The organism is Pantoea sp. 9140, assembly GCF_000745295.1.
Classification (GTDB): Bacteria; Pseudomonadota; Gammaproteobacteria; order Enterobacterales; family Enterobacteriaceae; genus Pantoea; species Pantoea vagans.
On record NZ_JQNO01000001.1, the window covers coordinates 1,659,228 to 1,680,726 of the forward strand.

The 21,499-nt window shown below is 59.7% G+C and carries 17 protein-coding genes and 2 pseudogenes; 11 read left to right on the top strand and 8 right to left on the bottom strand.

Translation table 11 applies throughout. The features are described 5' to 3' along the window. Positions 1 to 18: 18 nt before the first annotated feature. The 3 genes from FA92_RS07870 to FA92_RS07880 all read left to right on the top strand — a co-directional run bounded on the left by FA92_RS07870 (position 19) and on the right by FA92_RS07880 (position 1,037). Complete coding sequence (locus tag FA92_RS07870) at positions 19 to 201, top strand: type II toxin-antitoxin system HicA family toxin (RefSeq protein WP_010245321.1); 183 nt, start codon at positions 19 to 21, stop codon at positions 199 to 201. A 22-nt stretch (positions 202 to 223) separates the two neighbouring features. Further along, positions 224 to 649 carry a type II toxin-antitoxin system HicB family antitoxin gene (locus tag FA92_RS07875; protein ID WP_033783026.1) on the top strand — a complete coding sequence of 142 codons (426 nt, stop codon included), beginning with the start codon at positions 224 to 226 and terminating at the stop codon, positions 647 to 649. A gap of 82 nt (positions 650 to 731) precedes the next feature. Continuing rightward, a complete protein-coding gene (locus FA92_RS07880; protein ID WP_095707239.1) occupies positions 732 to 1,037 on the top strand; it encodes a type II toxin-antitoxin system HicB family antitoxin in 306 nt (101 codons plus the stop codon). Between the two features lie 68 nt (positions 1,038 to 1,105). Here FA92_RS07880 and oqxB read toward each other — a convergent pair whose 3' ends face one another. Together oqxB and FA92_RS07890 are read right to left on the bottom strand one after the other, a co-directional pair. Then, positions 1,106 to 4,258: a multidrug efflux RND transporter permease subunit OqxB gene (oqxB, locus tag FA92_RS07885; RefSeq protein WP_033783027.1), complete on the bottom strand. Its 3,153-nt coding sequence runs from the start codon at positions 4,256 to 4,258 to the stop codon at positions 1,106 to 1,108. A gap of 12 nt (positions 4,259 to 4,270) precedes the next feature. After that, entirely contained in the window at positions 4,271 to 5,425 is a 1,155-nt protein-coding gene (locus tag FA92_RS07890; protein ID WP_013357795.1) for an efflux RND transporter periplasmic adaptor subunit, read from the bottom strand. A gap of 301 nt (positions 5,426 to 5,726) precedes the next feature. Here FA92_RS07890 and FA92_RS07895 point away from each other — a divergent pair, with 301 nt between their 5' ends. The 3 genes from FA92_RS07895 (at position 5,727) to FA92_RS07905 (ending at position 6,855) form a co-directional block, all read left to right on the top strand. Further along, positions 5,727 to 6,068 carry a helix-turn-helix domain-containing protein gene (locus FA92_RS07895; RefSeq protein ID WP_013357796.1) on the top strand — a complete coding sequence of 114 codons (342 nt, stop codon included), beginning with the start codon at positions 5,727 to 5,729 and terminating at the stop codon, positions 6,066 to 6,068. 86 nt (positions 6,069 to 6,154) lie between these two features. Further along, complete coding sequence (locus FA92_RS07900; protein WP_033732609.1) at positions 6,155 to 6,589, top strand: ribonuclease domain-containing protein; 435 nt, start codon at positions 6,155 to 6,157, stop codon at positions 6,587 to 6,589. A gap of 2 nt (positions 6,590 to 6,591) precedes the next feature. Next, entirely contained in the window at positions 6,592 to 6,855 is a 264-nt protein-coding gene (locus tag FA92_RS07905) for a barstar family protein (protein WP_013357798.1), read from the top strand. Here the strand turns inward: FA92_RS07905 and FA92_RS07910 are convergent. From FA92_RS07910 to FA92_RS07925, 4 genes are all read right to left on the bottom strand, one after another. Continuing rightward, entirely contained in the window at positions 6,852 to 9,218 is a 2,367-nt protein-coding gene (locus tag FA92_RS07910) for a virulence factor SrfC family protein (RefSeq protein ID WP_033783029.1), read from the bottom strand. The genes FA92_RS07905 and FA92_RS07910 overlap by 4 nt on opposite strands. Next, entirely contained in the window at positions 9,215 to 12,178 is a 2,964-nt protein-coding gene (locus tag FA92_RS07915) for a virulence factor SrfB (RefSeq protein WP_033783031.1), read from the bottom strand. Before FA92_RS07915 ends, FA92_RS07910 begins: the two co-directional genes overlap by 4 nt. A 2-nt stretch (positions 12,179 to 12,180) precedes the next feature. Then, positions 12,181 to 13,563 carry an SrfA family protein gene (locus FA92_RS07920; protein ID WP_033783033.1) on the bottom strand — a complete coding sequence of 461 codons (1,383 nt, stop codon included), beginning with the start codon at positions 13,561 to 13,563 and terminating at the stop codon, positions 12,181 to 12,183. Between the two features lie 171 nt (positions 13,564 to 13,734). After that, positions 13,735 to 14,907: a benzoate/H(+) symporter BenE family transporter gene (locus FA92_RS07925; RefSeq protein ID WP_033783034.1), complete on the bottom strand. Its 1,173-nt coding sequence runs from the start codon at positions 14,905 to 14,907 to the stop codon at positions 13,735 to 13,737. A gap of 123 nt (positions 14,908 to 15,030) precedes the next feature. Between FA92_RS07925 and FA92_RS07930 the strand changes: the two genes are divergently transcribed. From FA92_RS07930 to FA92_RS07940, 3 genes are all read left to right on the top strand, one after another. Then, positions 15,031 to 15,588 (top strand): helix-turn-helix domain-containing protein, encoded by a 558-nt coding sequence (locus tag FA92_RS07930; RefSeq protein ID WP_033783036.1) that lies wholly within the window; start codon positions 15,031 to 15,033, stop codon positions 15,586 to 15,588. A 66-nt stretch (positions 15,589 to 15,654) separates the two neighbouring features. Next, positions 15,655 to 16,080, top strand: a complete 426-nt coding sequence (locus tag FA92_RS07935; protein WP_013357804.1) for a MarR family transcriptional regulator — start codon at positions 15,655 to 15,657, stop codon at positions 16,078 to 16,080. 15 nt (positions 16,081 to 16,095) lie between these two features. Further along, a complete protein-coding gene (locus tag FA92_RS07940) occupies positions 16,096 to 16,656 on the top strand; it encodes an isochorismatase family protein (protein WP_033783038.1) in 561 nt (186 codons plus the stop codon). 41 nt (positions 16,657 to 16,697) lie between these two features. On the opposite strand, the gene pqqU is transcribed toward FA92_RS07940, so the two are convergent. After that, positions 16,698 to 18,818: a TonB-dependent receptor PqqU gene (gene pqqU, locus FA92_RS07945; RefSeq protein ID WP_197061491.1), complete on the bottom strand. Its 2,121-nt coding sequence runs from the start codon at positions 18,816 to 18,818 to the stop codon at positions 16,698 to 16,700. A gap of 182 nt (positions 18,819 to 19,000) precedes the next feature. Here pqqU and FA92_RS07950 point away from each other — a divergent pair, with 182 nt between their 5' ends. Both FA92_RS07950 and FA92_RS23830 read left to right on the top strand, forming a co-directional pair. Next, positions 19,001 to 19,870 (top strand): NAD(P)-dependent oxidoreductase, encoded by an 870-nt coding sequence (locus FA92_RS07950; protein ID WP_072008956.1) that lies wholly within the window; start codon positions 19,001 to 19,003, stop codon positions 19,868 to 19,870. Further along, positions 19,870 to 20,040: pseudogene (locus FA92_RS23830) on the top strand (AraC family transcriptional regulator); the annotation flags it as partial. The gene FA92_RS07950 and the pseudogene FA92_RS23830, both read left to right, overlap by 1 nt. Here the strand turns inward: FA92_RS23830 and FA92_RS07955 are convergent. Further along, positions 20,034 to 21,401 (bottom strand): annotated as a pseudogene (locus tag FA92_RS07955) (2-isopropylmalate synthase); the annotation flags it as partial. The pseudogenes FA92_RS23830 and FA92_RS07955 overlap by 7 nt on opposite strands. Between the last annotated feature and the right edge of the window lie 98 nt (positions 21,402 to 21,499).

Genomic DNA, 21,499 nt, shown 5'->3' on the forward strand with positions numbered 1-21,499 from the left:
ACACAGCGAGGGAACGCGATGAAGTACAGTGAATTCAGACGCTGGCTCATTCAGCAGGGCGCTATTTTGACTAAGCACCGCAGTGGAAGCAGCCATTTCAAGGTCTTCCTGGGCGACAGGCAATCCATTTTTCCGGATCATGGAGCGAAAGAAATGCCTGAAGGTACGCGCAGAAAAATTTTAAAAGATCTGGGCCTGTGAGCCCGATCAGAGAGGTAACCCTATGTTTAATTATGCCGTCAGCTTAACCCATGACGCCAAAACCGATACCTATGAGGTCTCGTGTCGTGATTTGCCGTTACTGCATTCCGTCGGCGCCACCGTTGAGGAAGCACTGTCAGAAGCCAAAGATGGACTGGTGACGGCTATCTCTCTTGAGATGGATACCCGTCGTCCGATTCCGGTCGCCAGTAAACCGCTGGAAGGTGAATACATTGTCTCCGTACCTGTGCTGGTGGCGATGAAAGCGGCACTTTATAACGCAATGATTGAAACCGGCACTCGTAAAGTCGATCTGGCACGCCAGCTGGGCGTGAATGGCCCACAGGTTGATCGACTGCTGGATGTTGAGCACTCATCGAAAGTTGAAAAAGTGGAGATGGCGCTGGCGCAACTGGGACGAAAAGCCCAAATTGAGATTCGCACCTGATTATCTGCCCGCAAGAATAATGCAGGAGTTTAAGATGGATAATTATTCTGATCTGGCTAACGTCGACGGGTAACCCGCAGTCATCACTTACGTTCCCGAAATCAACCTGTTCCGTGGACGCTTTACTGGCCTGTCAGGCTACTGTGATTTTGTCTCTGACAGCGTGCAGGGCCTGCACAAAGAAGGGGAGATTTCGCTGCGCGAATACCTGGAAGATTGCGCTGCCTCCGGCATTCATCTCTATGCGGAGCAAGAAAGAATCAAGACCTTTACGCTGCGCTATCCTGAATCGCTGGGCGTGCGGCTCTCGCAGGCTGCTGCGCAAAATGAAACGTCCCTGAAAGCGTTTATCGTTGAAACGCTAAATGAAAAATTAAAGCAGCGTTAATTAACATGCTGCCAATCTCAGACAAAAAAAGGGGCGATCACCCGATCGCCCCTGTTAACGTTTACGGTTTACGCCGTCACTGATTCCGCGTTATCTGACCGGCGCGTCACCAGCTTGCGCAGGGCGACATAGAACACCGGCGTCAGGAACAGGCCGAAGAGTGTCACGCCGAGCATACCTGAGAACACGGTAATACCGGTCACGCCGCGCACTTCTGCACCCGCACCTTCACCCAGAATCAACGGGATGGTACCGGCGATAAAGGCGATTGAGGTCATCACAATCGGACGCAGACGCAGGCGACACGCTTCCAGCGCCGCTTCGATAATCCCTTTGCCCTGAATCTCCAGCTCGCGCGCAAACTCCACGATAAGAATCGCGTTCTTACAGGCGAGGCCCATCAGCACCACCAGTCCGACCTGCACGAAGACGTTGTTGTCTCCGCCAGTCAGCCAGACGCCAAACAGCGCAGAGAGCATCGTCATCGGCACAATCAGGATCACCGCCAGCGGCAGCGTCCAGCTCTCATACAGCGCCGCCAGCACCAGGAACGCTAGCAGGACGGCCATCGGGAAGACAATCAGCGCGGTATTGCCCTGGGTTGACTGCTGATAGCTCAGGTCGGTCCACTCGATGTTCATACCGTTAGGCAACAGCTGACCGGACATCGCTTCCAGCTGACTCATCGCCTGCGCCGAAGAGAGCACGCGCGGGTCGGCATCGCCAATCAAATCCGCCGCCGGATAACCGTTATAGCGGATCACCGGATCGGGGCCGTAGGTAGTGGTGATGTTCACCATGCTGCCAATCGGCACCATCTCACCGCGGTCGTTGCGGGTACGCAGGTTCGCAATATCCTCGACGCTGTCGCGGAACTCCCCATCCGCCTGCGCCATGACGCGCCAGGTGCGCCCAAAGCGGTTAAAGTCATTCACGTACGACGAGCCGAGATAGGTCTGCAGCGTGCTGAACAGTGCGGTCAGTGACACGCCCTGAGCTTTGGCTTTATCCCGATCAACCTGCACATCAAGCTGTGGAACGTTGGCCTGATAGGAGGAGATAGGGAAGTGCATGCCGGGCGTCTGCATGATACTGCCCGAGAGCGTATTAATCGCCGTCTGCAATGCGCCATAGCCCAGACCGGCACGATCCTGCACATAGAGCGAATAGCCCGAACCCTGACCCAGCCCCAGAATCGGCGGCGGCATAATTGAGAAGCCAAAGCCCTGCTGGATCTGCGCGATTTTCGCATTGATCTCTGCGTTAATCTCCGCTGCTGTGTGCTTGCGCTCATTAAACGGCTTCAGGCCGAAGAACACCGTTCCGCTGTTCGGGGTGTTGGTGAACTGCAGCGCATTCAGGCCGGGGAAGGCCACCGCATAGGCGACGCCATCGGTCTGCATACCGATTTCGCTCATCTTACGAATCACTTCATCGGTGCGTGCCAGTGAGGAGCCTTCCGGCATCTTCACGCCGCCAATCAGATAGAGCTTATCCTGGGTCGGGATAAAGCCACCCGGCACGGTGTGGAACATAAAGCCGGCACCGGCCAGCAGCAGGATATAGACGCCAAATACCGCGCCACGGCGACGCAGCGTGCGGCCGACCAGCGACTCATAGCCGTGCGCACTGCGCTGGAAGAAGCGGTTGAACGGACGGAACAGCCAGCCAAACAGCGCATCAATAATCCGCGTCAGCCGATCTTTCGGCGCATCATGTCCATTCAGCAGCATCGCCGCCAGCGCAGGCGAAAGCGTCAGCGAGTTAATGGCCGAGATCACCGTGGAGATCGCGATCGTGGTGGCGAACTGCTTGTAGAACTGCCCGGTCACGCCAGAGAGAAACGCCATCGGCACAAACACGGCGCACAGCACCAGCGCGATGGCGATGATCGGCCCGGAGACCTCACGCATCGCCTGATGCGCGGCGGCGCGCGGCGACAGTCCCATCTCGATATTACGTTCGACGTTCTCCACCACCACAATGGCGTCATCCACCACAATACCGATCGCCAGCACCAGCCCGAACAGGCTCAGCGTGTTAAGCGAGAAGCCAAGCAGATAGAGCACGCTAAACGTACCCACCACCGAAACCGGCACCGCCAGCAGCGGAATAATCGAGGCGCGCCAGGTCTGCAGGAACAGAATCACCACCAGCACCACCAGAATCACCGCCTCCAGCAGGGTCTGCACCACCGCTTTAATGGAGTCGCGGACAAACACGGTCGGATCGTAAGGCGCAGCCCATTTCACATCGTTAGGGAAGCGGGTTGCCAGCTCATCCATTTTGGCGCGAACCGCATTGGAGAGGTCGATGGCGTTAGCGCCCGGCGCCTGGAAGATGCCGATACCGACCGCATCTTTGTTATTCAGCTGGGAGCGCAGGGCATAGCTGCCTGATCCCATCTCAATCCGCGCCACATCGCGCAGCCGCACCAGCGAACCATCTTCAGAGGTTTTCAGGATGATATCGCCAAACTGCTGCTCGCTCTCCAGTCGGCCCTGAGTGTTGATCGACAGCAGGAAGTCGCTCTGCTTTTTCAGCGGCTCCGCGCCCAGCTGACCGGCAGAGACCTGCACGTTCTGCTCCTGCATCGCCGTCACCACGTCAGAGGCCGTCAGGCCGCGCGCCGCGACTTTATTGGGATCAAGCCAGACGCGCATCGCATATTCACCTGCGCCAAAAATCTGGATCTGACCGACACCCGGCAGGCGCGCCAGCTCATCTTTCACCTTGAGCGTGGCGTAGTTACGCAGATAGAGCGAATCGTAGGTATTGTTCGGTGAGAACATGTGCACGACCAGCGTCAGCGTCGGCGACATCTTCTGGGTGGTAACACCCAGCCGACGCACATCTTCCGGCAGACGCGCTTCCGCCTGTGCCACGCGGTTCTGCACCTGCACCTGTGCCTGATCGGGATCGGTGCCCGGACGGAAAGTCACGGTCGTCACCAGCACGCCGTCCGAACCGGCCACTGACTTCATGTACATCATGTTTTCGACGCCGTTAATCGCCTCTTCCAGCGGCGTCGCCACGGAATCCGCAATCACTTTCGGGTTAGCGCCAGGGTACTCGGCGCGCACCTGCACGCTGGGTGGCACAACGTCGGGATATTCACTGATCGGCAGCAGCGGAATGGCAATCATGCCGGTGACGAATATCAGAATCGACAGCACCGCAGCAAAAATAGGCCGGTCGATAAAAAAGCGGGAAAAGTCCATAGCGGCCTCGAATTATTGAGCGGCTGCCGCACGCATGGCGACCTGCTGAGCAGTGACCGGCATGCCGGGCATAAATACTTTTTGCAGACCGGCAATGATGACTTTGTCACCGGCTTGCAGACCCGATTTAACGATACGCAGGCCATCCACCATCGCGCCGGGCTGGATATCGCGCCGCTGCGCTTTACCTTCACCATCCACCACGTAGACATACTTGCGATCCTGATCGGTCAGGACTGCTTTATCGTCAATCAGCACCGCTTCAAACTGCGCGCTGCCTGGCAGACGCACACGGGCAAACAGACCCGGGGTGAACTGACGCTGCTGATTGTCGAGCAGGGCGCGCATACGAATGGTGCCGGTACTGGCGGTCAGCTGGTTATCCATGAAGTCGATCCTGCCCTGATGCGGAAAACCCTGTTCGCCGACCAGGCCAATCTCAGCGGGCAGGGCATGGCGCTGCTGGCCCTGACGCGTCATCGCCTGATAGTTGAGGAAGGTGTTTTCATCGACATCGAAGTAGACATACATCTGCTGCTGCGACACCAGCGTGGTCAGCACACTGGCGCTGTCACCAGCGGTCACCAGGTTACCGGCGGTGATCATCGCCCGGCTGGCGCGGCCATCGATCGGCGCAGTGACGCGGGTGAAGTCGAGGTTCAGCTGCGCCATGTCGACCGCGGCTTCAGCGGCCAGCACATCGGCCTGCGCCTGGCTGGCAGCAGAGCGACGCTGTTCCCACGCCTCGCGGGAAATCGCCTGGGTGCCAATCAGTTTCTCGCTGCGGCCCGATTCGCTGCGGGCCAGACTGGCCTGACTGCGCGCCCGTGCCAGTTCCGCTTTGGCCTGCTCCAGCGCCGCGCGGTAGCTCCGGTCATCAATGGTAAACAGCACCTGACCTTTTCTGACCTCATCGCCTTCGCGATAGTTAACGGCGTCGATATAGCCCGAGACGCGCGGCCGCAGCTGAACGCTCTGCACCGCTTCCACCCGGCCATTGAAATTGTCCCACTGGCTGACCGGCTTGATCAGCACCGGCGCGGCACTTACCTCAGGCGGTGGCGGTGGGGCGTTTTGCGCCACACCTTTATCGCAGCCGCTCAGTTGCGTGATGAGCAGTACCATCCCTAAGAGGGTTAAACCCTGACGAACCCGGTTCGTAATCATTGTTGTTATTCCGCGATAGATATAAAAGACGACCTGCAGGCCAATATTTGCAACTTTTAATATTGCAATTAATCGCAGGGAGTGTAGGCTTGCGTCGCGGGCAACTGCAAGAATAACAGATACACTTTATGTGCGGTTTTGGACAGAGCGTTGAAAGCCTGACCCGTTGCGTTAAAACCCTACAAACAGTGCGGCATTTAATGTACTAATAAAACTTGCATTAAATGGCATAGTCAGCCACCCTTAAGTGTAACTGCAACTGATACTAATACTTTTCGCTACAGCGACGGGAGAGACTGGAATGATGAGTGACGCCTTTATTCATGATTTAATCGACTGGATTGATAACAACATTGAAGCACGTCTGGACCTGGATACGGTTTCAGAACGCGCCGGTTACTCTAAATGGCACCTGCAGCGTATGTTCAAAGAACATACCGGCTACCCACTGGGTGAATACATCCGGGTTAAGAAACTGAAGAAATCAGCCGATCGTCTGACCAGCACCGATGAACCGATTCTCAATGTGGCGATCTCATTAGGCTTCGACTCTCAGCAATCTTTTAACCGCAGCTTCAAACGTCAGTATGGTGTCGCGCCGGGTGCATGGCGTCGTCACAGCGGGGAATCGCACGCCGCATAACCTCGCCAGGGCCAGCTTGTCTGGCCCGCGCTTTTCTCCGGGCGCAAAACTGGTATCATCTGCATCCTGTCGTCACGGATGCCATCATGTCAAAAAAACTCTGGATTGGACTTTTTCTTGTCCTCGCGGCCTGTTTCTACGGCCTTAAACCGTATCTGAATACTGTTTCAGCCCCTGCGCAGGCGGATATCGCCACCCTGACTGACGCCCATACCGTGGCGCGCTGGGTGCTGCAGCATCAGCAATTGCCGGACTACTACCTCACTAAAAGTGATGCGCGTAAGCGTGGCTGGAATCCGGCTACAGGCAATCTGTGCGAGGTGCTGCCGGGCAGAGCTATCGGCGGCGATCGCTTTACCAACCGTGAAAAGCGACTGCCCGCGCGTGCAGGCCGTCAGTGGTATGAAGCGGATGTGAATTATCGCTGCGGTCACCGCGACGCCGATCGCCTGGTTTACTCCTCTGACGGGCTGGTATTTCTCTCCACCGATCACTACCGCAGCTTCAGACAGGTGCCCTGATCATGCTTAACCTGACCTTTGATCTGCGTCAGCTCACCACGCGCGCGGCCTTTTATCAGCAGTTTGCTGAGCAGAGCGGCTGCCCGCAGAGCTTCGGACATAATCTGGATGCATTGTGGGACTGGCTGACGGGCGGAATGGCGCTGCCTGCCACGATGTGGCTGCAGCACTATGCTGCGCATCAGGCCGATTTAGCGCCGGTGCTGGCGCTGCTGGAAGAGGCAGCGCAGTCGCTGGAGGGCGAACTGCGCCTGATTATCGATTAAGTGCGCAGGGGCTTAAGGAGCGCAATCAGCGCTTCGCGGGCCGCCAGCGCCAGGTCGCCGCCACCGGTGTAACCATTGTTTTCAATGATCACCTGATTCAGCCCCACCAGCCAGTCGTAGATATAGTAGGCGGTGTGGTTGGCCGGCGCAGCAGAGAGCTTGGTCAGGCGCTGACCGGCACTGAAGCTGACGCTGGGTGCCGGGGGACGGGAGAAAATCACCTGACCCCGGTTAACCCGGCTGGCAGGGCGTTCCGATTCAGGCCGCTGTAAAAAGCCGAGCCAGGCCACAAAATCCCCCAGCACCGTCATCGCCCGCGTCACCTGACGATCGGCGCGGGATTCATGGCTGACGCTCTGGGTATCCGGCTCATGCAGCGCCTGCTGCAGTTTCTGTGCGATATCGGTGCGGAAACCGGCTGTAATTAACTCTTCAACCAGCCACTCCATCGTCGCCTTGTCCACATTCAGCAACGCCAGCAGGCTGCGGTTTTCCGGCAGCTGACGCAGATGATCCAGCCACAGCAGCAGCACCTGACGCGGATACTGCTGGGTGCTCTGCAGACTCTGACGCGGCTGAACCGGCGCTTCCGCCGGACTCTCGCTGAACAGGTCAAATTCAAAGCCGATACCAAACTGATTTTCCGGTGCCTGAATCGTGGCCGGTTTGCTGCCTGGCAGGGCTGACTGATTGAGCCAGAGCTGGCGCAGCGCTTCACGCGGCGGCTGCAGGCGCTCCAGCAGCTCACCATGCAGGCCGGTGCGATGCTGTAAACACTTCAGCAGCGTGTCGGCGATATTCTGTTTGCGTGCCGCCTGCTCCGGGCTGGCACCCGCTTCGGTCCAGGGCAGCAGACGCCGCTCCACCACGGTGTGCTGAATCTGTGCCAGCTGAGCCAGCAACATGTCGCGGCGGGCTTCCGGCTGCATCTCCTCCAGCAACCAGCTCGCCATGCGGTCGACGCCTGCGCGATCCAGCGCCAGCATCGATCCCCAGTGCTGACCGGGCTGTCCCATCTGACGCTGAACCGCCTCATCTACGTTGACCTGCTGATGACGGGCATCGAACGGGGTAATCGCCCAGATCAGACGCGGTTTCTCTGCGGATTCCTGGGCAGGCTGGTGACGCTGCCATTCGCGCAGTGTTTCGCTGGCAAGATCGGCATCCTGACGGTGGCTGGCTGCGGTGCAGACCAGCAGCAGATCAATCGCCTGCCGCGCGGCGTAAAAGCCAGGCAGCAGGGCGCGTTTCTGTTCCAGCAACTGAGCACGCAGCGGATCCTGCTGTTGCAGGCGCTGGCGATCTTCCTGCGTTGCTGCATCACTGGACTGGCCCGGCGCGGGCAGCTCCAGCATATCGGCATCATCATAAAGCGCGGTTCGCGGAGTAGAACTCAGCGGGACCAGCACCTCCATCGTCAGCAGCGCCAGTAATCCCAGCGGCACGTTCTGCGCCTTGCCGATGCGATTACCGTTCATCGGGCAGACTTCCACTGACTGCTGCTGATCCTGTTCACTGCCAGGCACAATCAGCTGCTCGGCGGGCAGCAGTGATGCGTCGGTCAGCAGGCTCAGCGGGGCAAGTACCCGGCTGCTGTTACGCAGCTGATGACGCAGGTGCAGCAGGGTACGCAGCATTTCATTCAGGGCAGGCTGAGCAGGCCACAGCAATGAAAAGAGCTGCACCCGATCGTCAACGCTGAGCCAGGGCGCCAGCTCAACGGCCTGTGGCCAGAAATGGCGATCCAGCCGCGCATCGTGATGCGGGCGGCGGCGGCTCCAGGACCAGAGGGTCACCAGCGCGTCGCCTTCCAGACCGGCCAGCGGCGTGGTGAGGCGATGACGCTGCAGGCGCTGCAGTGTGCTGTCGATCTGTGCGGTGTCGGGCGTGGACGCTCTGGCACAGGCGACCATCAGCCGCACCAGTTCCGCTTCGCTCAGCAGCGTCAGTTCAACCGGCCATTCGCCTGACAGCGGTTCGCGCTGATGGCTGAAGCGGGTGGCGGTCGCAAAATCGAGGTTGCCGGGATTGATATGCTGGAACCAGCTCAGCTGTTTATCGCCCATCCGGGTCACTAACTGGCCCTGGGCATCGGCCACCATTTCGTTCAGCAGCCAGGCTTTACCCGCCTGGGACTGACCAAACAGCGCCAGCGTGACCGGACGCGCAACCTGCTGTGCCAGCGCCTGAGTCTGCACGCGCGCCTGGCGCAGTTGCAGCGTCAGGGTTTCTGCTTCCAGCGCCAGACGCGGCGACTGCTCACGGGTGGTCTCAATCCAGTTCAGGCTGTTATTCAATGCGTCCTGCAACAGGCTGAGACGTTTTGCCAGCGTTTGTGGCTGACGGGGTTTTAACGCTTTCATCGTTTACATACGCTCCCGCTGTCAATCCAGTATTGCGCATTGGCATTGCCGGTCGCCGACAGGGTATTCAGCTTCAGACTTAACTGCTCCAGCGGCACGCGGGTGCCATCGTCCAGGCGCGCATCGCTCAGCACCAGACTTTCCGGGCCGGCGGCGTCGGGACCGGCTTTGACGGCCAGACGGATGCGCAGCACGCTTTCACCGGCTACTTTGCGCGCCAGCGTGGCGTCGTTCAGCGTCAGGCTGTAGAGCGGCGAGGCGGGCCAGCGTTCGTTATCCAGCTGACGGAAACCGAGACAGACGTTGCCGCGAATACGGAAACTGCTTTTTTTATCCAGCGCATAGCCGGGATCGTCGAGGTCAATTTCGCTGTAGCAGAGGTTCTCGTCCGTCAGCGCCTGGTTTTCATCGAGCATGCCAAGGTAGCGAATGGTCGAATAGGGTTCAAAATCCCCGGCACGGAACCAGAAGCTGCTGAGCCGCAGGTCCAGCGCCAGCAGGCAGAGCATTGCGCCGACCGCCGCAGTGGATTTCGGGTTATCGATGCGGCCATGTTTGTTAAACGGATACCAGTCGCTGGTGTGGTAGCCCTCCAGCGACAGAATACGGCTGCCCGGCAGCGGCTGCAGATGGCGCACCAGCGCCTGAATGCCAGGGAAGCGCGACGGACGACCGGTCAGCAGCAGCACGTCGCACTGATAGAGCGATACCACTTCACACATCGAGCGCAGCGCCGGAATAATCGCCATGCGGTGCTGCATAAATTCGCCGTGCAGCTGCGACAGGCTCACCACCAGCGGCACCTGCAGCAGGTCAAAGCGGCTGTTACCGCCCAGTTCGCGCTGAATTTCGCCGTTAACAAATGCCAGCACCGCCTCGCCCGGTGGCTGATCGACCAGTTCGCCAAACAGCGCGTTGATCTCCGCATGGCTCTCCAGCGGATCCCAGTTCTCGTAACGCTCAAGCACCGCCTGCGCCAGCGGAATAAACAGCTGTAAGGTGACCTGCTGACGCAGCGTCGCCTGACCGTCCATACGACTGTCGTGACCAAACAGCTTGTTCATCAGCGGTTCCGCCAGGGTCAGGCCTGCTCTCTGCAGATGCTGCTGCAGCGCCGGTAAAATCCACAGCTGAATCACATCCAGCAGAATATCGTCGCCCGCCACTTTAAAGCCTTCACGGAACAGCAGGCGCGGGGTGATTTTAACGTTGTTGCCCTGACCATCATCCAGACGATACTGCGTGATGGCGAGGTCGGTGGTGCCGCCGCCGATATCAATCGAGGCGATCCGCAGGCTTTTGCCTGGCAGTTCGTCGGCCTCGCGCGGACGATCGGGACGGGCCATGCTGCTGAAAAAATCTTCGGCGCGACCGGCAAAGTTGACCTGGGTTTCATTGAACAGCCAGACCATCTGACCACAGGTCGCTTCATCCCACTCCATCTGCACATCTGGCAGCGGTTTCGGGTTCTGACGCGGCAGCGAAGGCGACAGATCATCGTCGTCTGCCAGCCAGCCCTCGGCTTTCCAGACCAGCGCCAGCGCTTCCTGCATCCGGCGGCGGAAAATTTCGCGCTCCGGCTTCGGCATCGCTGACGGTAGCGTCAGGATCACATGGCGCAGCTGACGCGGCGCGTGGCTCTGCGGCATACGCTGACGCTGTGCTGCGCTGTTCATCTGCATCAGCGCCTGCGCCAGCAGCTCACACAGCATAAAGGTCATCAGCGAACTGCGGCTGTAATGCGGTGAAAAGACCGGCAGGCGATCGTCGGGTGCCAGCGAAGAGAGCGGCTGGCCTTCGTCGTTCAGCAGGGTGGTAAAGGGGGCGGCATAGGCCAGGGGTTCAGCCTGATCGCCTGGCGTGTTAAAACGCCAGCCTGGCTGATAACGGGCTTCATCCCACAGATAACGGCGCGGGCTGGAGAGGCCGGTGCTGCCTTCCAGACCCACACGCTGCAGGGCCAGACGGCTCGCTTCGCGTCCGACGCGCGTCAGGGAAGGCCACATAAAGGCCTGCTCACGCCCGCTCTCCAGCGAGAAGTTCGCTTTGCCGAAACGCGTCTCAGCAAACTCCAGACGGCTGTCAAACAGCTCGTTGTAAACCTGATGCGGCTGTGAGAGATCGCGCAACTGCAGCTCATAGGTCTGCTTCAGGCCGTTGCTCTCTTCCGGATGATCTTCCACCAGAATGCCGCAGGTATGGGAGTTGCCGACATCCAGAATGATATCGACGTTGACCGCCGGAGTCTGCAGCGTGGCGGCCTGGATGTGGATCTCGCTGAGGTCGAGCTGCTCGCCCAGCAGCTCAAGCAGATTGAGGTAGTGCGCCTGATATTCAAATTCGCGCAGAGCCTGATTAATCGCCTGTTCGCGGCGATCGGAAACGCGGTCGGTAAAGGATTCACGCAGCCAGCCGTCAACCCAGGTCAGGTCAAGAAAATCACCCAGCTCGTAGTTGTGCCAGGCCAGCGCAAAGGTCACGCCGTTCTGCGCATCGGCAGCGCTAAGGCCGAGTTGTTCGCCGCCATCCTGTTCCGCGACACAGCGGGTATCAAAGGCCAGGGTGACGCGATGGGTATTGCCTGCCGCATCAGGCGCGGGCAGGGCAACCAGACGCATCCGCGCCCAGTTTTCCGGGCCGCCGATAAAACGACGGCCGCTGGCGCAGCGCAGCATCGGCAGCGGCAGCCAGCAGGCAGCCAGCAGAGTGAGCGAGTCCGCCAGGGCGATATCGGACTCCGGGCGCACCACTTCAGCTGCACCCCCATCTTCCGGGTAGAGCATGAATTTACCGCTGTTGCCATCGACGTTCAGGCGCAGCAGCGGGCCGTTAGCGGTCTGTCGCACAAACTGACGGCGCGCCTGGGTAGCTGAGAGTTGCAGGCCAAAATCCAGAAACTGCACACCGCTGTTTTCGATCAGCGAAATTTTTTGTTTGTCATCGATCAGGGGAGCCAGCATCGTTATTTACTCTCACGCTTAATCGTCATCGGGAAGACCCGGTCTTCAGCATACTGTGCTTCACACACGGCGGCGCCCATACTCGCATGGCAGACCAGCAGTGGCATACGGTAGCGCGAATTGTTCTGGCACTTCGCCGTGTAGCGGCTCTCAATCACCAGGTTACCGGCGCTGGTCATAGCGGCGCTGACATCCGCTTTACAGCTGGTATTACCCTGCGCGACCTGCACGCTGCCTTTACCATTTTTAAACTGGAAGCGCATCACCGGCGGTTTACCGGTTGGCGTCGGCATCTGGTCGATAGTGACACGCCAACGGCCATCAATCACCTGCACCTGGCCTTCGCGCACGGCGTCCGGCGTGACAATCAAATCATCAGGTTTAGCCGGAACCGGCGGGGTCACCACACTGGCAAGGGTAGCAGATGAAGCGGCAGGTGAGGCTTCGGTCGTGCCAGCGCTGGCTGGTTTTTGCGGCTGCGACTCCGGTTGTTTCTCGGCTGTGGCTGTCTCCGCCGGTGTCGTCGCTGACGGTGTAGCAACAGGTGTGGCCGCCGCCGGTGTTGGGGTGGAAACCGCGGCGGGAGCGGAAACAGTCGCAGGGGCTGCTGCTGGCTTCGTTGATGCCACTGGCGTGGCGACAGGCTCAGGACGATGCAGCAGCACGGCCACCGTTACGGCGGCAGCAATCGCCACCGGCGGTAACAGATACCAGACGCGGAAACGGCGGCGAGCCGCCACGGGTGCAACCGGCTCAGGTTCAGCGGCTGCCGCGACCGGCAGCCGCTCCTCTTCAGGTTCAGGTGCAGGTTCAGGCTCAGCGACGATGACCGGCTCGGCGGCAACAGGTGCGGCAGGCAGTTCTGGCAGTGGTTCAGCCAGCGCCACCGGCAGATTCTCCTCCAGCGTGTCACGCAGGCAGGCCAGCGCATCGTCGCGGCTGCGTGCCTGGGCATCGCCAAAACCCCAGAAGGTAATGACCGGTTTGCCATCAACCAGATAAACATACTGCTGGTCGGGAAATTGCAGGGTTTTGCTCAGCAGCGCACCAAACAGCCGCATCGACGGGTTCTCTGCCGCGCGCGCGCGCGTACTGAGATCCTGCATATCCTGCTGGCAGGCGGTGAGCTGCTGCAGCGCCGCCCGACGTTCATGATCGCTGGCGCCCAGCCAGGATTTCACCCGGCCGCTGAAAGGGGCATACCAGTCGAGGCGATCGCCCCGTTCATTGGCCTGAGGAATGGCCAGGCAATCTGCCAGTGCGCCCTGACGGCGCAGGCGCAGGGTTTCACGAATTTGCAGTGCTGAGGCGTAGACCGGCTGGCCATTTTCACCTAACGCCAGAACTGCATCTAAATTACCGCTGCGCAGAAAAGTTTTTGCCACCTGTTGGGCCCTTATCGGTCGTTGTCTGAGGCAGAAAATCGCGTGTTATCGACGATTAGGTTGATTTTACGCGGGGCAATGACAAATCAAACGGCAGAAAAGGAGCTAAATCCAGTGTTTTTTTCACCGGCGGGCGGAAAAATAACCGATATTTCAGCAGCTATCACGCAATCAGGCGGTTTTACGCACCAGCAACAGGTGAGCGATAACGCCACCTATCAGTCCCCAGAAGGCAGGGCCAATGCCAAGTAAAGAGACGCCTGATGCGGTGATCAGAAACGTGATCAGTGCGCTGTCGCGTTCGGCAGGCACATCGAGTGCGCGATGCAGGCTGCCGCCCAGCGTGGCCAGCAGAGCCAGACCCGCCAGCGCCTCAATCAGCACGGCGGGCAGGGCACTGAACAGCACGGCGATCAGCGCACCGGACGCGCCCGCCAGCAGATAAAAGACCCCGGCGAGCGCTGCGGCACGCCAGCGTTGCTGAGGATCTGCATCGACCTCATCGCTCATGCAGATCGCCGCCGTAATCGCCGCCACGCAGACCGAAAAGCCGCCAAACGGCGACAACAGCAGCGCCGTAACACCGGTCCAGCTCATCAGAGAAGAGACCGGCGGACGGTAGCCGTGTGCCTGTAACGTCGCGATGCCGGGGGCATTCTGCGACGCCATGGTCACCAGGAAATAGGGCACGCCGATTCCCAGCAGCGTGGTCAGGGTAAAGTGCGGCATTACCGGCTCCGGCAGCGCCAGCATCATCGACTGCGGCGGAAAGTGGATGGCATGCTGGGCCATTGCCACGGCAATCCCCACCATTAGCGTCACCAGAATGGCATAGCGTGCCAGCCAGCGACGGGCCAGCAGCCAGGCGAGGCACATGCTGCCACACAGCACAACGTTGCTCTGTAAAACGGCAAAGGTCTGTAGCCCGAAGCGCAGCAGGATACCCGCCAGCATCGCCGCCGCCAGCGAGGCGGGAATGTGGTTCATCAGCCGGGCAAACAGGCCGGTGACGCCGCACACCACAATCAGCAGGTTGGCGAAAACAAACACGCCCACCGCTTCATTCAGCGAAACGCCGTGAAAGCTGGTTGCCAGCAGCGCGGCACCCGGCGTGGACCAGGCGGCCAGCACCGGCATGCGGTAGCGCAGTGAAAGGCCCAGCGAGACGATCCCTTGCGCGAGTCCCAGTACCGAGAGCCAGCCGCCAATCTGCGCGGGCGTGGCACCCGCCGCCTGAAACATCTGATAAATAATCGCGCCGCTGCTGCTGTAGCCCACCAGCACAGCAACAAAGCCGGAGACCAGCATCGGCAGGGTAAAACGGGACGGTTCGGCTCTCGTCATGGTCAGACTCTCAATGAGGTTGTGCGTTATAGCGCACATGTTCGCATAGTGCGCTATAACGCACAAGTGTTACACTGTCGGCATAACGTCACCTGCCAGGGTGACGAGAACTCAGGAGAAAAAATGGCAGATTTTCAGCAACACCTGAGCGGTGCGCTCAGACAGTTGCGCCAGGCCAACGGCTGGAGCCTGACGCTGACGGCGGAGCGCACCGGCGTGAGTAAAGCGATGCTGGGGCAGATTGAGCGGGGTGAATCCAGTCCGACGGTGGCGACGCTGTGGAAGATTGCTACCGGGTTCAACGTTCCCTTTTCCTTTTTTATCGACGGGAGCGCGTTGCCTTCCGGCACCCTACCCGGTTTCAGTCAGCCCAACGCTGACATGTCGGTGCGCTCCGTGCTGCCTTACGATCCGCAACTGCGGTTTGACCTGCTGGCGGTGGAGCTGGCCGCGGGTGCGCAGAGCCATTCCTCGCCACATGAAGCGGGCTGCGTGGAGCAGGTGGTGGTTATCGAGGGTGAACTGCTGCTGGGGGTCAACGATCGCTGGCGGCGTCTGCTAAAAGGCGAGGCGTTTCAGTTCAGTGCCGACGTGCCGCACAGCTACCGCAACCCGCTCAGCACGCCGCTGCGCTTTCACAGCCTGATTCACTATCTGCAGCGCCCGGACGTTACAAATTGATACCGGAGCAAACTACACAGTTTACCTTCGTATCTTTATACTTTCGCTTATCGATGGAGACGGGAAATGCGCGATCTGACTGAATCTGCTGCCACGCTGCGCATGCTGGTGGGCAAGCTGGGCCGCCGGCTGCGCGAGTCGGCACCGCCTGGCGAACTCACCTGGTCGCAGGTGGCGGTGCTGGGGCATCTGGTGCGGGACGGGGCGATGACGGTAACGCAACTGGCCGCCGCCGAGGGTGTACGCACCCAGTCGATGGGGACGACCGTCGCCGGATTAGTGGCGGCAGAATTAATCACGGGCGAGCCCGATCCCCATGATGGTCGTAAAACCCGCTATCTGCCCACCGCGTCGAGTCTGGCGGTGATTACGTCGAGTCGCGCAATGCGCGATGACTGGCTGGTCCGGACGCTCGACGCGCGGCTCAGCCCGGCAGAGCAGCAGCAACTGACCGACGTTCTCCCTCTGCTGCAACGACTCACTGATTATTAAACCCGAGGATCCAACATGGCTGTAACCACACTTGATGCAAAAACTGCGCTGATTGTTATCGACCTGCAACACGGCATCGTAGCGCTGCCGCTGGTCCATGAACCGCAGCCGGTGATCGAACGCTGTGCCGGGCTGGCCGAGGCATTTCGCGCGCACGACCTGCCGGTGGTGCTGGTTAACGTGGCCGGAGGGGCACCTGGCCGTAACGAGCAGGCGCGTCACAGCGGCGACCTGCCTGCCGACTGGGCCACGCTGGTTCCTGCGATGACGCCGCAGCAGAATGATCTCACCGTCACTAAGAAAACCTGGGGGGCGTTTCATAACACGTCACTGCATGAGGAACTGCAAAAGCGCGGCATTACTCAGGTGGTGATCTGCGGTATCGCGACCAGCATCGGCGTGGAGTCAACGGCACGTCAGGCGTATGAATTAGGTTACAACGTCACGCTGGCGACCGATGCGATGACCGATCTCAATATGGATACGCACAACAATAGTGTGAAGTTGATCTTCCCGCGCCTGGGTGAAACCGGCAGCTGTGAGGATATTGTGACACAGCTGAAATCCCGCGCCTGATATGAGATATCCGGGCCACCGCAAGGGTGGCCCGGATTGTTTTAGCGGAAGGCGTAACCCAGCGTCACACCGACGCTGTAGTTGCGGCCTGGCGCAGATTCGAAGTAGCGACCATTGCTCTCATTCACAATTACTGAACCCACATAGTGCCGGTCAAAAAGGTTATCGACCCGGCCAAACAGATCCAGCGTCCAGTTATCCACCAGCCACTTATAGCCACTATTCACCGCCGCCACGGTATAGGACGGGGTATTCACGTTGTTCTGATCTTCAGCGGCGATCTGGCTCAGATAACGCACTTCACTGCCTGCGTAAAAGCCCTGTTCCGGCAGATAGCCGAGTCCGGCGTACACCATGTTCCGCGCGATGCCCGGAATGCGGTTGCCGTCGCAGCTGTCGCTGCCACAGGCGTTGCTGCGATAGCGCGCATCCAGCAGCGTATAGGCCATTTTCAGCCGCCAGTCCCAGGCAAACTGCTGGTCCAGGCTTAACTCCAGACCGCGGCGACGGGTCTGACCGGCATTTTTATAGGTGGTGCGTCCGCCACTGCTGGCATCCGCCACAATCTCATCGCGGGTATTGGTCTGGAACAGCGCCGCGCTGATCAGGCCGTTGCCGATGCGTTTTTTGCTGCCGATCTCCAGCGTGTCGCTGGTGGCCGGTTTCAGCCCCAGATTCAGGCCGGTTGCGCCATCTGAACGGTATGAAAGCTCATTAATAGTTGGAGTTTCAAAGCCGCGTCCGGCCGAGATCCACGCGTTCCAGCTGGGATCAAAGGCGTACTTAAGCGCCGCCGCGGGCAGCCACTTGTGATAGCGCGCCTCACCGCTGTCGTCGCCGTTACCAGGCCGGATATAGAAGTCATTAGAGTCAAAGTTGACGGTGCTGAAGCGCACGCCTGCATCAAGCGACAGTTTATCGGTGAGCTGCCAGTTGGTCTGCACATAAGGATCGAGCGTCCACATCAGGTTGCGCTCGTTGCGGCGCAGATTGCCCTGTTCGCCCAGCTGTGTGACGCCGTTGCTGACCGTGAAGTTTTCATAGCCTTTGCGGCGCTCGGTCATGGTTTCGTAGTCGAGTCCACCGGTCACCGCCACCGGCATCGACAGCAGCGTGTCGCGGTGGGTCCAGCGGGTATAGACGCCCTGATAGTGGCGGGTCAGGGCGATCACGCCACCGGGATGAGACGGATTGCGCTGCACGGTGGCGGGAATCGACTGGAATTGGGTGGTTTCGCGCATCCCCGCGTAGAGCATCACGCTGAGGTCGTCGTTTTCACTCATCTGGCGCTGATAACGCAGGCCGCCCTGGGTCTGATCCACTGTTTTACGGGTGTTGTAGAGCGTAACGTTGCTGACCACCTGGCGCGGATTGTCACGCCACTGCGCCTCGGTTAAGCCGCCGGGATCCTGAGCGTCGATGTGCACGCTGTTAAACAGCAGCGTCAGGGTGCTGACATCATTGATGCGAACGCCAAGCCGGGCGTTGCCGAGGTTCTTCTGCGCAGAACTGTGATCGCGATAGCCATGGGTGGTAAAGCGGGAGGCGGAGACGGTGTAATTCACATCCCCGGCGTGCGTGCCGTCACCGGTCGCGCCACTGGCTTTGACGCTGTTGCGCCAGCTGCCGTAACTGCCGTACCAGCTTCCTGCTTCCAGCGTGGTTGGCTGCTGACCCTGCTGGGTGGTCACATTGATGACGCCGCCCGAGGCGTTGCCGTAGAGCGCAGAAAAGGGGCCACGCAGCACCTCGACATGATCAATCGAGCCGATATCAATGTTGGAGGTCTGCGCCTGGCCGTCCGGCATGGTGGCCGGAATCCCGTCCACATAGATGCGCAGACCGCGCACGCCATAGGTGGAGCGGGAGCCAAAGCCGCGCATCGACAGCTGCAGGTCCTGTGCGTAGTTCTGTCTGTTTTGGATCTGCAGACCCGGCACGCTGCTGAGGTTTTCCGACAGGTTTACGCGCGGTGCCGCCTGACGCATATCGTCGCCGCTGACCACACTCAGGGCGGCGGGGGTATCAAGCTCGTTAAGGCCCGTTTCCGGCGGGGCGGCCGTCACGACCAGGGTATTGTCATTGTCTGCCGCCAGCAGCGGCAGCGGCAAAATGGCAGGCAACATCAGCAGCGTCGCCTGACGCAGAGAGAGTATTTTCATTATCAGAGGCCTGAAAAAAGAAGCGTAAATGAACCAGGTGGAACAATTGCCGCATATGGTAAGGCTTCGGGGTGCCGGGGTACACCGTTTCACGCTGGATTTTTTCGCTGTTTACCGCCAGGCTGGAATCCATCTTTTGCAGTAATAAGGCATCCAGCGTTGACGGATGCAGACACAAACTTATGGGAGTCAGCATGAAACAACCTGAAGTGGCGGTTCTGGGATTAGGTGCAATGGGGCACGCATTTGCCGCCAACCTGCTGAAAAAAGGCTTTCGCGTACACGGCTGGAACCGCACCCGCGCGCGCGGCGAAGATTTGCTGGACGCCGGATTGCAGCTGGCGGATTCACCAGAAGAGGCGGTGTGTAAAGCCGATGTGATCATCGCCATGCTCTCCGACGGCGACACCACAGAGCAGGTGCTGCATCAGGCTAAAGCGGCATTTAAGCAGGGTGCGACGCTTTGTCAGATGGGCACCATCGGCGTGGAAAAAACCGACGCGCTGATCTCCTTTTTCGCAGCGGAACGACCGGATCTGCTGTTTATTGACGCGCCCGTTTCCGGCACCAAAGCACCCGCAGAAAACGCACAGATTCTGGTGCTGGCCAGCGGCGATCAGAGCCGTGCCCAGGCGGCAGAAGCGGTGTTTGCCGCCATCAGCAAAGGAACAAAGTGGCTGGGCGAGGCGGGCAAAAGCACCCGGATGAAGCTGGTCATTAACAGCTGGCTGATCGGCATGATGCAGAGCCTGGCGGAGAGCACCCGGCTGGCAGAGGATTTCGGCTTTTCAACCGACGATCTCTGGCAGGTGCTGGAGGGCGGTCCGCTGGCCGCGCCGTATGCGAAAATGAAGCTCGGGATGATCGCCAGCGACGACTACACGCCGCAGATGCATCTGATCTGGGCGCTGAAGGATGCCCGCCTGGCGCTGGATGCGGCAGAAACACCCTTACCGGCGCTGGAGAACATCGCTCAGCTCTGGCAGCAGGCGGTGGACGCCGGACTCGGTGAAGAGGATCTGGCGGTCATCTACCGCTATCTGAAGGCGTAATGAGTCAGCAGCATTTTGACTTCAGCACGCGCCCGCTGGTGCCGCTGGCGCACGACTACCTGCACGGTGCCAGTGAACCCTGGCATCATCGCGCCTGCGCCCAGTTGATCCACACGCTGAGCGGCGTGGTGCGGGTCGAGACGGAGTTCGGCAGCTGTATAGTGCCGCCGCTGTCACTCTGACTGTCAGCCCGCTGCAATGCCACCGCAGGCTGCGTCACGCCATACTGGCGGCAGAAGAGCTGCCACAGTGCATAATGCGTCATTTCGCGGCCGTGCCGGTCCGTCTCCAGCTGAACACAGCGGCTGAAATCCTGCTGCAGCGCACGCGGCATCTGCAAACCGTGATTCTGCTCCAGCAGCCAGGCGGCACCGCTTTTTCCTGACTGACTGTTCACGCGGATCACCGCCTCATAGCTGCAGCCAATGTCGGCCGGATCCAGCGGCAGGTAGGGCATCTGCCACTCTTTCTCCTGCTGTTCGGCACGGATGGCGAATCCTTTTTTAATCGCATCCTGATGAGAGCCGGAGAAGGCGGTGAAGACCAGTTCGCCTGCATAGGGATGTCGCGGATGAACCGGCAGCTGGTTACAGCGGGTCACGACCTCAATCACCTCATGCATCTGGCTGAAATCGAGCTGCGGTGAAATGCCCTGGGTATAGAGGTTCAGCGCCAGCGTTATCCGATCCACATTGCCGGTGCGTTCGCCGTTGCCAAACAGGCAGCCTTCGACCCGGTCAGCGCCCGCCAGCAGCGCCAGTTCTGCACAGGCGACGCCGGTGCTGCGATCATTTTGCGGATGTACGCTGATGCAGACGGCGTCGCGACGGCTGAAGTGGCGGCAGAAAAACTCAATCTGATCGGCATAGACGTTGGGGGTGTTCACCTCCACCGTGGCGGGCAGGTTAATGATCATCGGTCGCTGCGCGTCAGGCTGCCAGACATCAGCCACTGCCTCGCAGATCTCCAGCACAAACTCCGGCTCGGTAAAGCAAAAGGTCTCTGGCGAATATTCAAAGGTCCAGTGGGTCTCCGGCTGCGCCTCACATTCTGCGCGAATCTGCCGTGCGCCCGCCGTCGCCAGCGCCACGATTTCCGCTTTGCTCTGTTTAAACACCCGCTCGCGAAACAGCGCCGCGGTGGCGTTATAGAGATGCACAATAGCGCGCGGCACACCCTGTAATGACACAAACGTGCGGGCAATCAGATCTTCGCGTGCCTGAGTCAGCACCTGCAAAGTCACCTCCTCCGGGATGCGCTGTTGCTCAATCAGGTCACGAACGAAATCGAAATCCGTCTGCGACGCCGAGGGAAAGGCAACTTCAATCTCGCGGAACCCGCAGCGCAGCAGCAGATCCCAGAACGCCATTTTCCGTTCCCGATCCATCGGCTCTGCCAGCGCCTGATTGCCATCATGCAAATCGGTGGAAAGCCAGCGCGGAGCCTGCGTCAGCTGGCGCGACGGCCACTGGCGGTCGGGCAGCTCAATCAGCGGGGAGGGGCGATATTTATCAGCAGGTTGGGTCAGCATAGGATTCTCCTTGTGTTTTTTACCAGTCTGCCGACACGTCTTGTGGGCCGCGCGCGCAATAGTGACAACCTGACGCGCAAAAGTGACAAGCCTCTGCG

Bases quoted from the DNA above. Each gene is read 5' to 3' on its own strand.
- FA92_RS07870 (WP_010245321.1), top strand. From the start codon at position 19: ATGAAGTACAGTGAATTCAGACGCTGGCTCATTCAGCAGGGCGCTATT.
- FA92_RS07875 (WP_033783026.1), top strand. From the start codon at position 224: ATGTTTAATTATGCCGTCAGCTTAACCCATGACGCCAAAACCGATACC.
- oqxB (WP_033783027.1), bottom strand. From the start codon at position 4,258: ATGGACTTTTCCCGCTTTTTTATCGACCGGCCTATTTTTGCTGCGGTG.
- FA92_RS07890 (WP_013357795.1), bottom strand. From the start codon at position 5,425: ATGATTACGAACCGGGTTCGTCAGGGTTTAACCCTCTTAGGGATGGTA.
- FA92_RS07895 (WP_013357796.1), top strand. From the start codon at position 5,727: ATGATGAGTGACGCCTTTATTCATGATTTAATCGACTGGATTGATAAC.
- FA92_RS07900 (WP_033732609.1), top strand. From the start codon at position 6,155: ATGTCAAAAAAACTCTGGATTGGACTTTTTCTTGTCCTCGCGGCCTGT.
- FA92_RS07905 (WP_013357798.1), top strand. From the start codon at position 6,592: ATGCTTAACCTGACCTTTGATCTGCGTCAGCTCACCACGCGCGCGGCC.
- FA92_RS07910 (WP_033783029.1), bottom strand. From the start codon at position 9,218: ATGAAAGCGTTAAAACCCCGTCAGCCACAAACGCTGGCAAAACGTCTC.
- FA92_RS07915 (WP_033783031.1), bottom strand. From the start codon at position 12,178: ATGCTGGCTCCCCTGATCGATGACAAACAAAAAATTTCGCTGATCGAA.
- FA92_RS07925 (WP_033783034.1), bottom strand. From the start codon at position 14,907: ATGACGAGAGCCGAACCGTCCCGTTTTACCCTGCCGATGCTGGTCTCC.
- FA92_RS07930 (WP_033783036.1), top strand. From the start codon at position 15,031: ATGGCAGATTTTCAGCAACACCTGAGCGGTGCGCTCAGACAGTTGCGC.
- FA92_RS07935 (WP_013357804.1), top strand. From the start codon at position 15,655: ATGCGCGATCTGACTGAATCTGCTGCCACGCTGCGCATGCTGGTGGGC.
- FA92_RS07940 (WP_033783038.1), top strand. From the start codon at position 16,096: ATGGCTGTAACCACACTTGATGCAAAAACTGCGCTGATTGTTATCGAC.
- pqqU (WP_197061491.1), bottom strand. From the start codon at position 18,818: ATGAAAATACTCTCTCTGCGTCAGGCGACGCTGCTGATGTTGCCTGCC.
- FA92_RS07950 (WP_072008956.1), top strand. From the start codon at position 19,001: ATGGGAGTCAGCATGAAACAACCTGAAGTGGCGGTTCTGGGATTAGGT.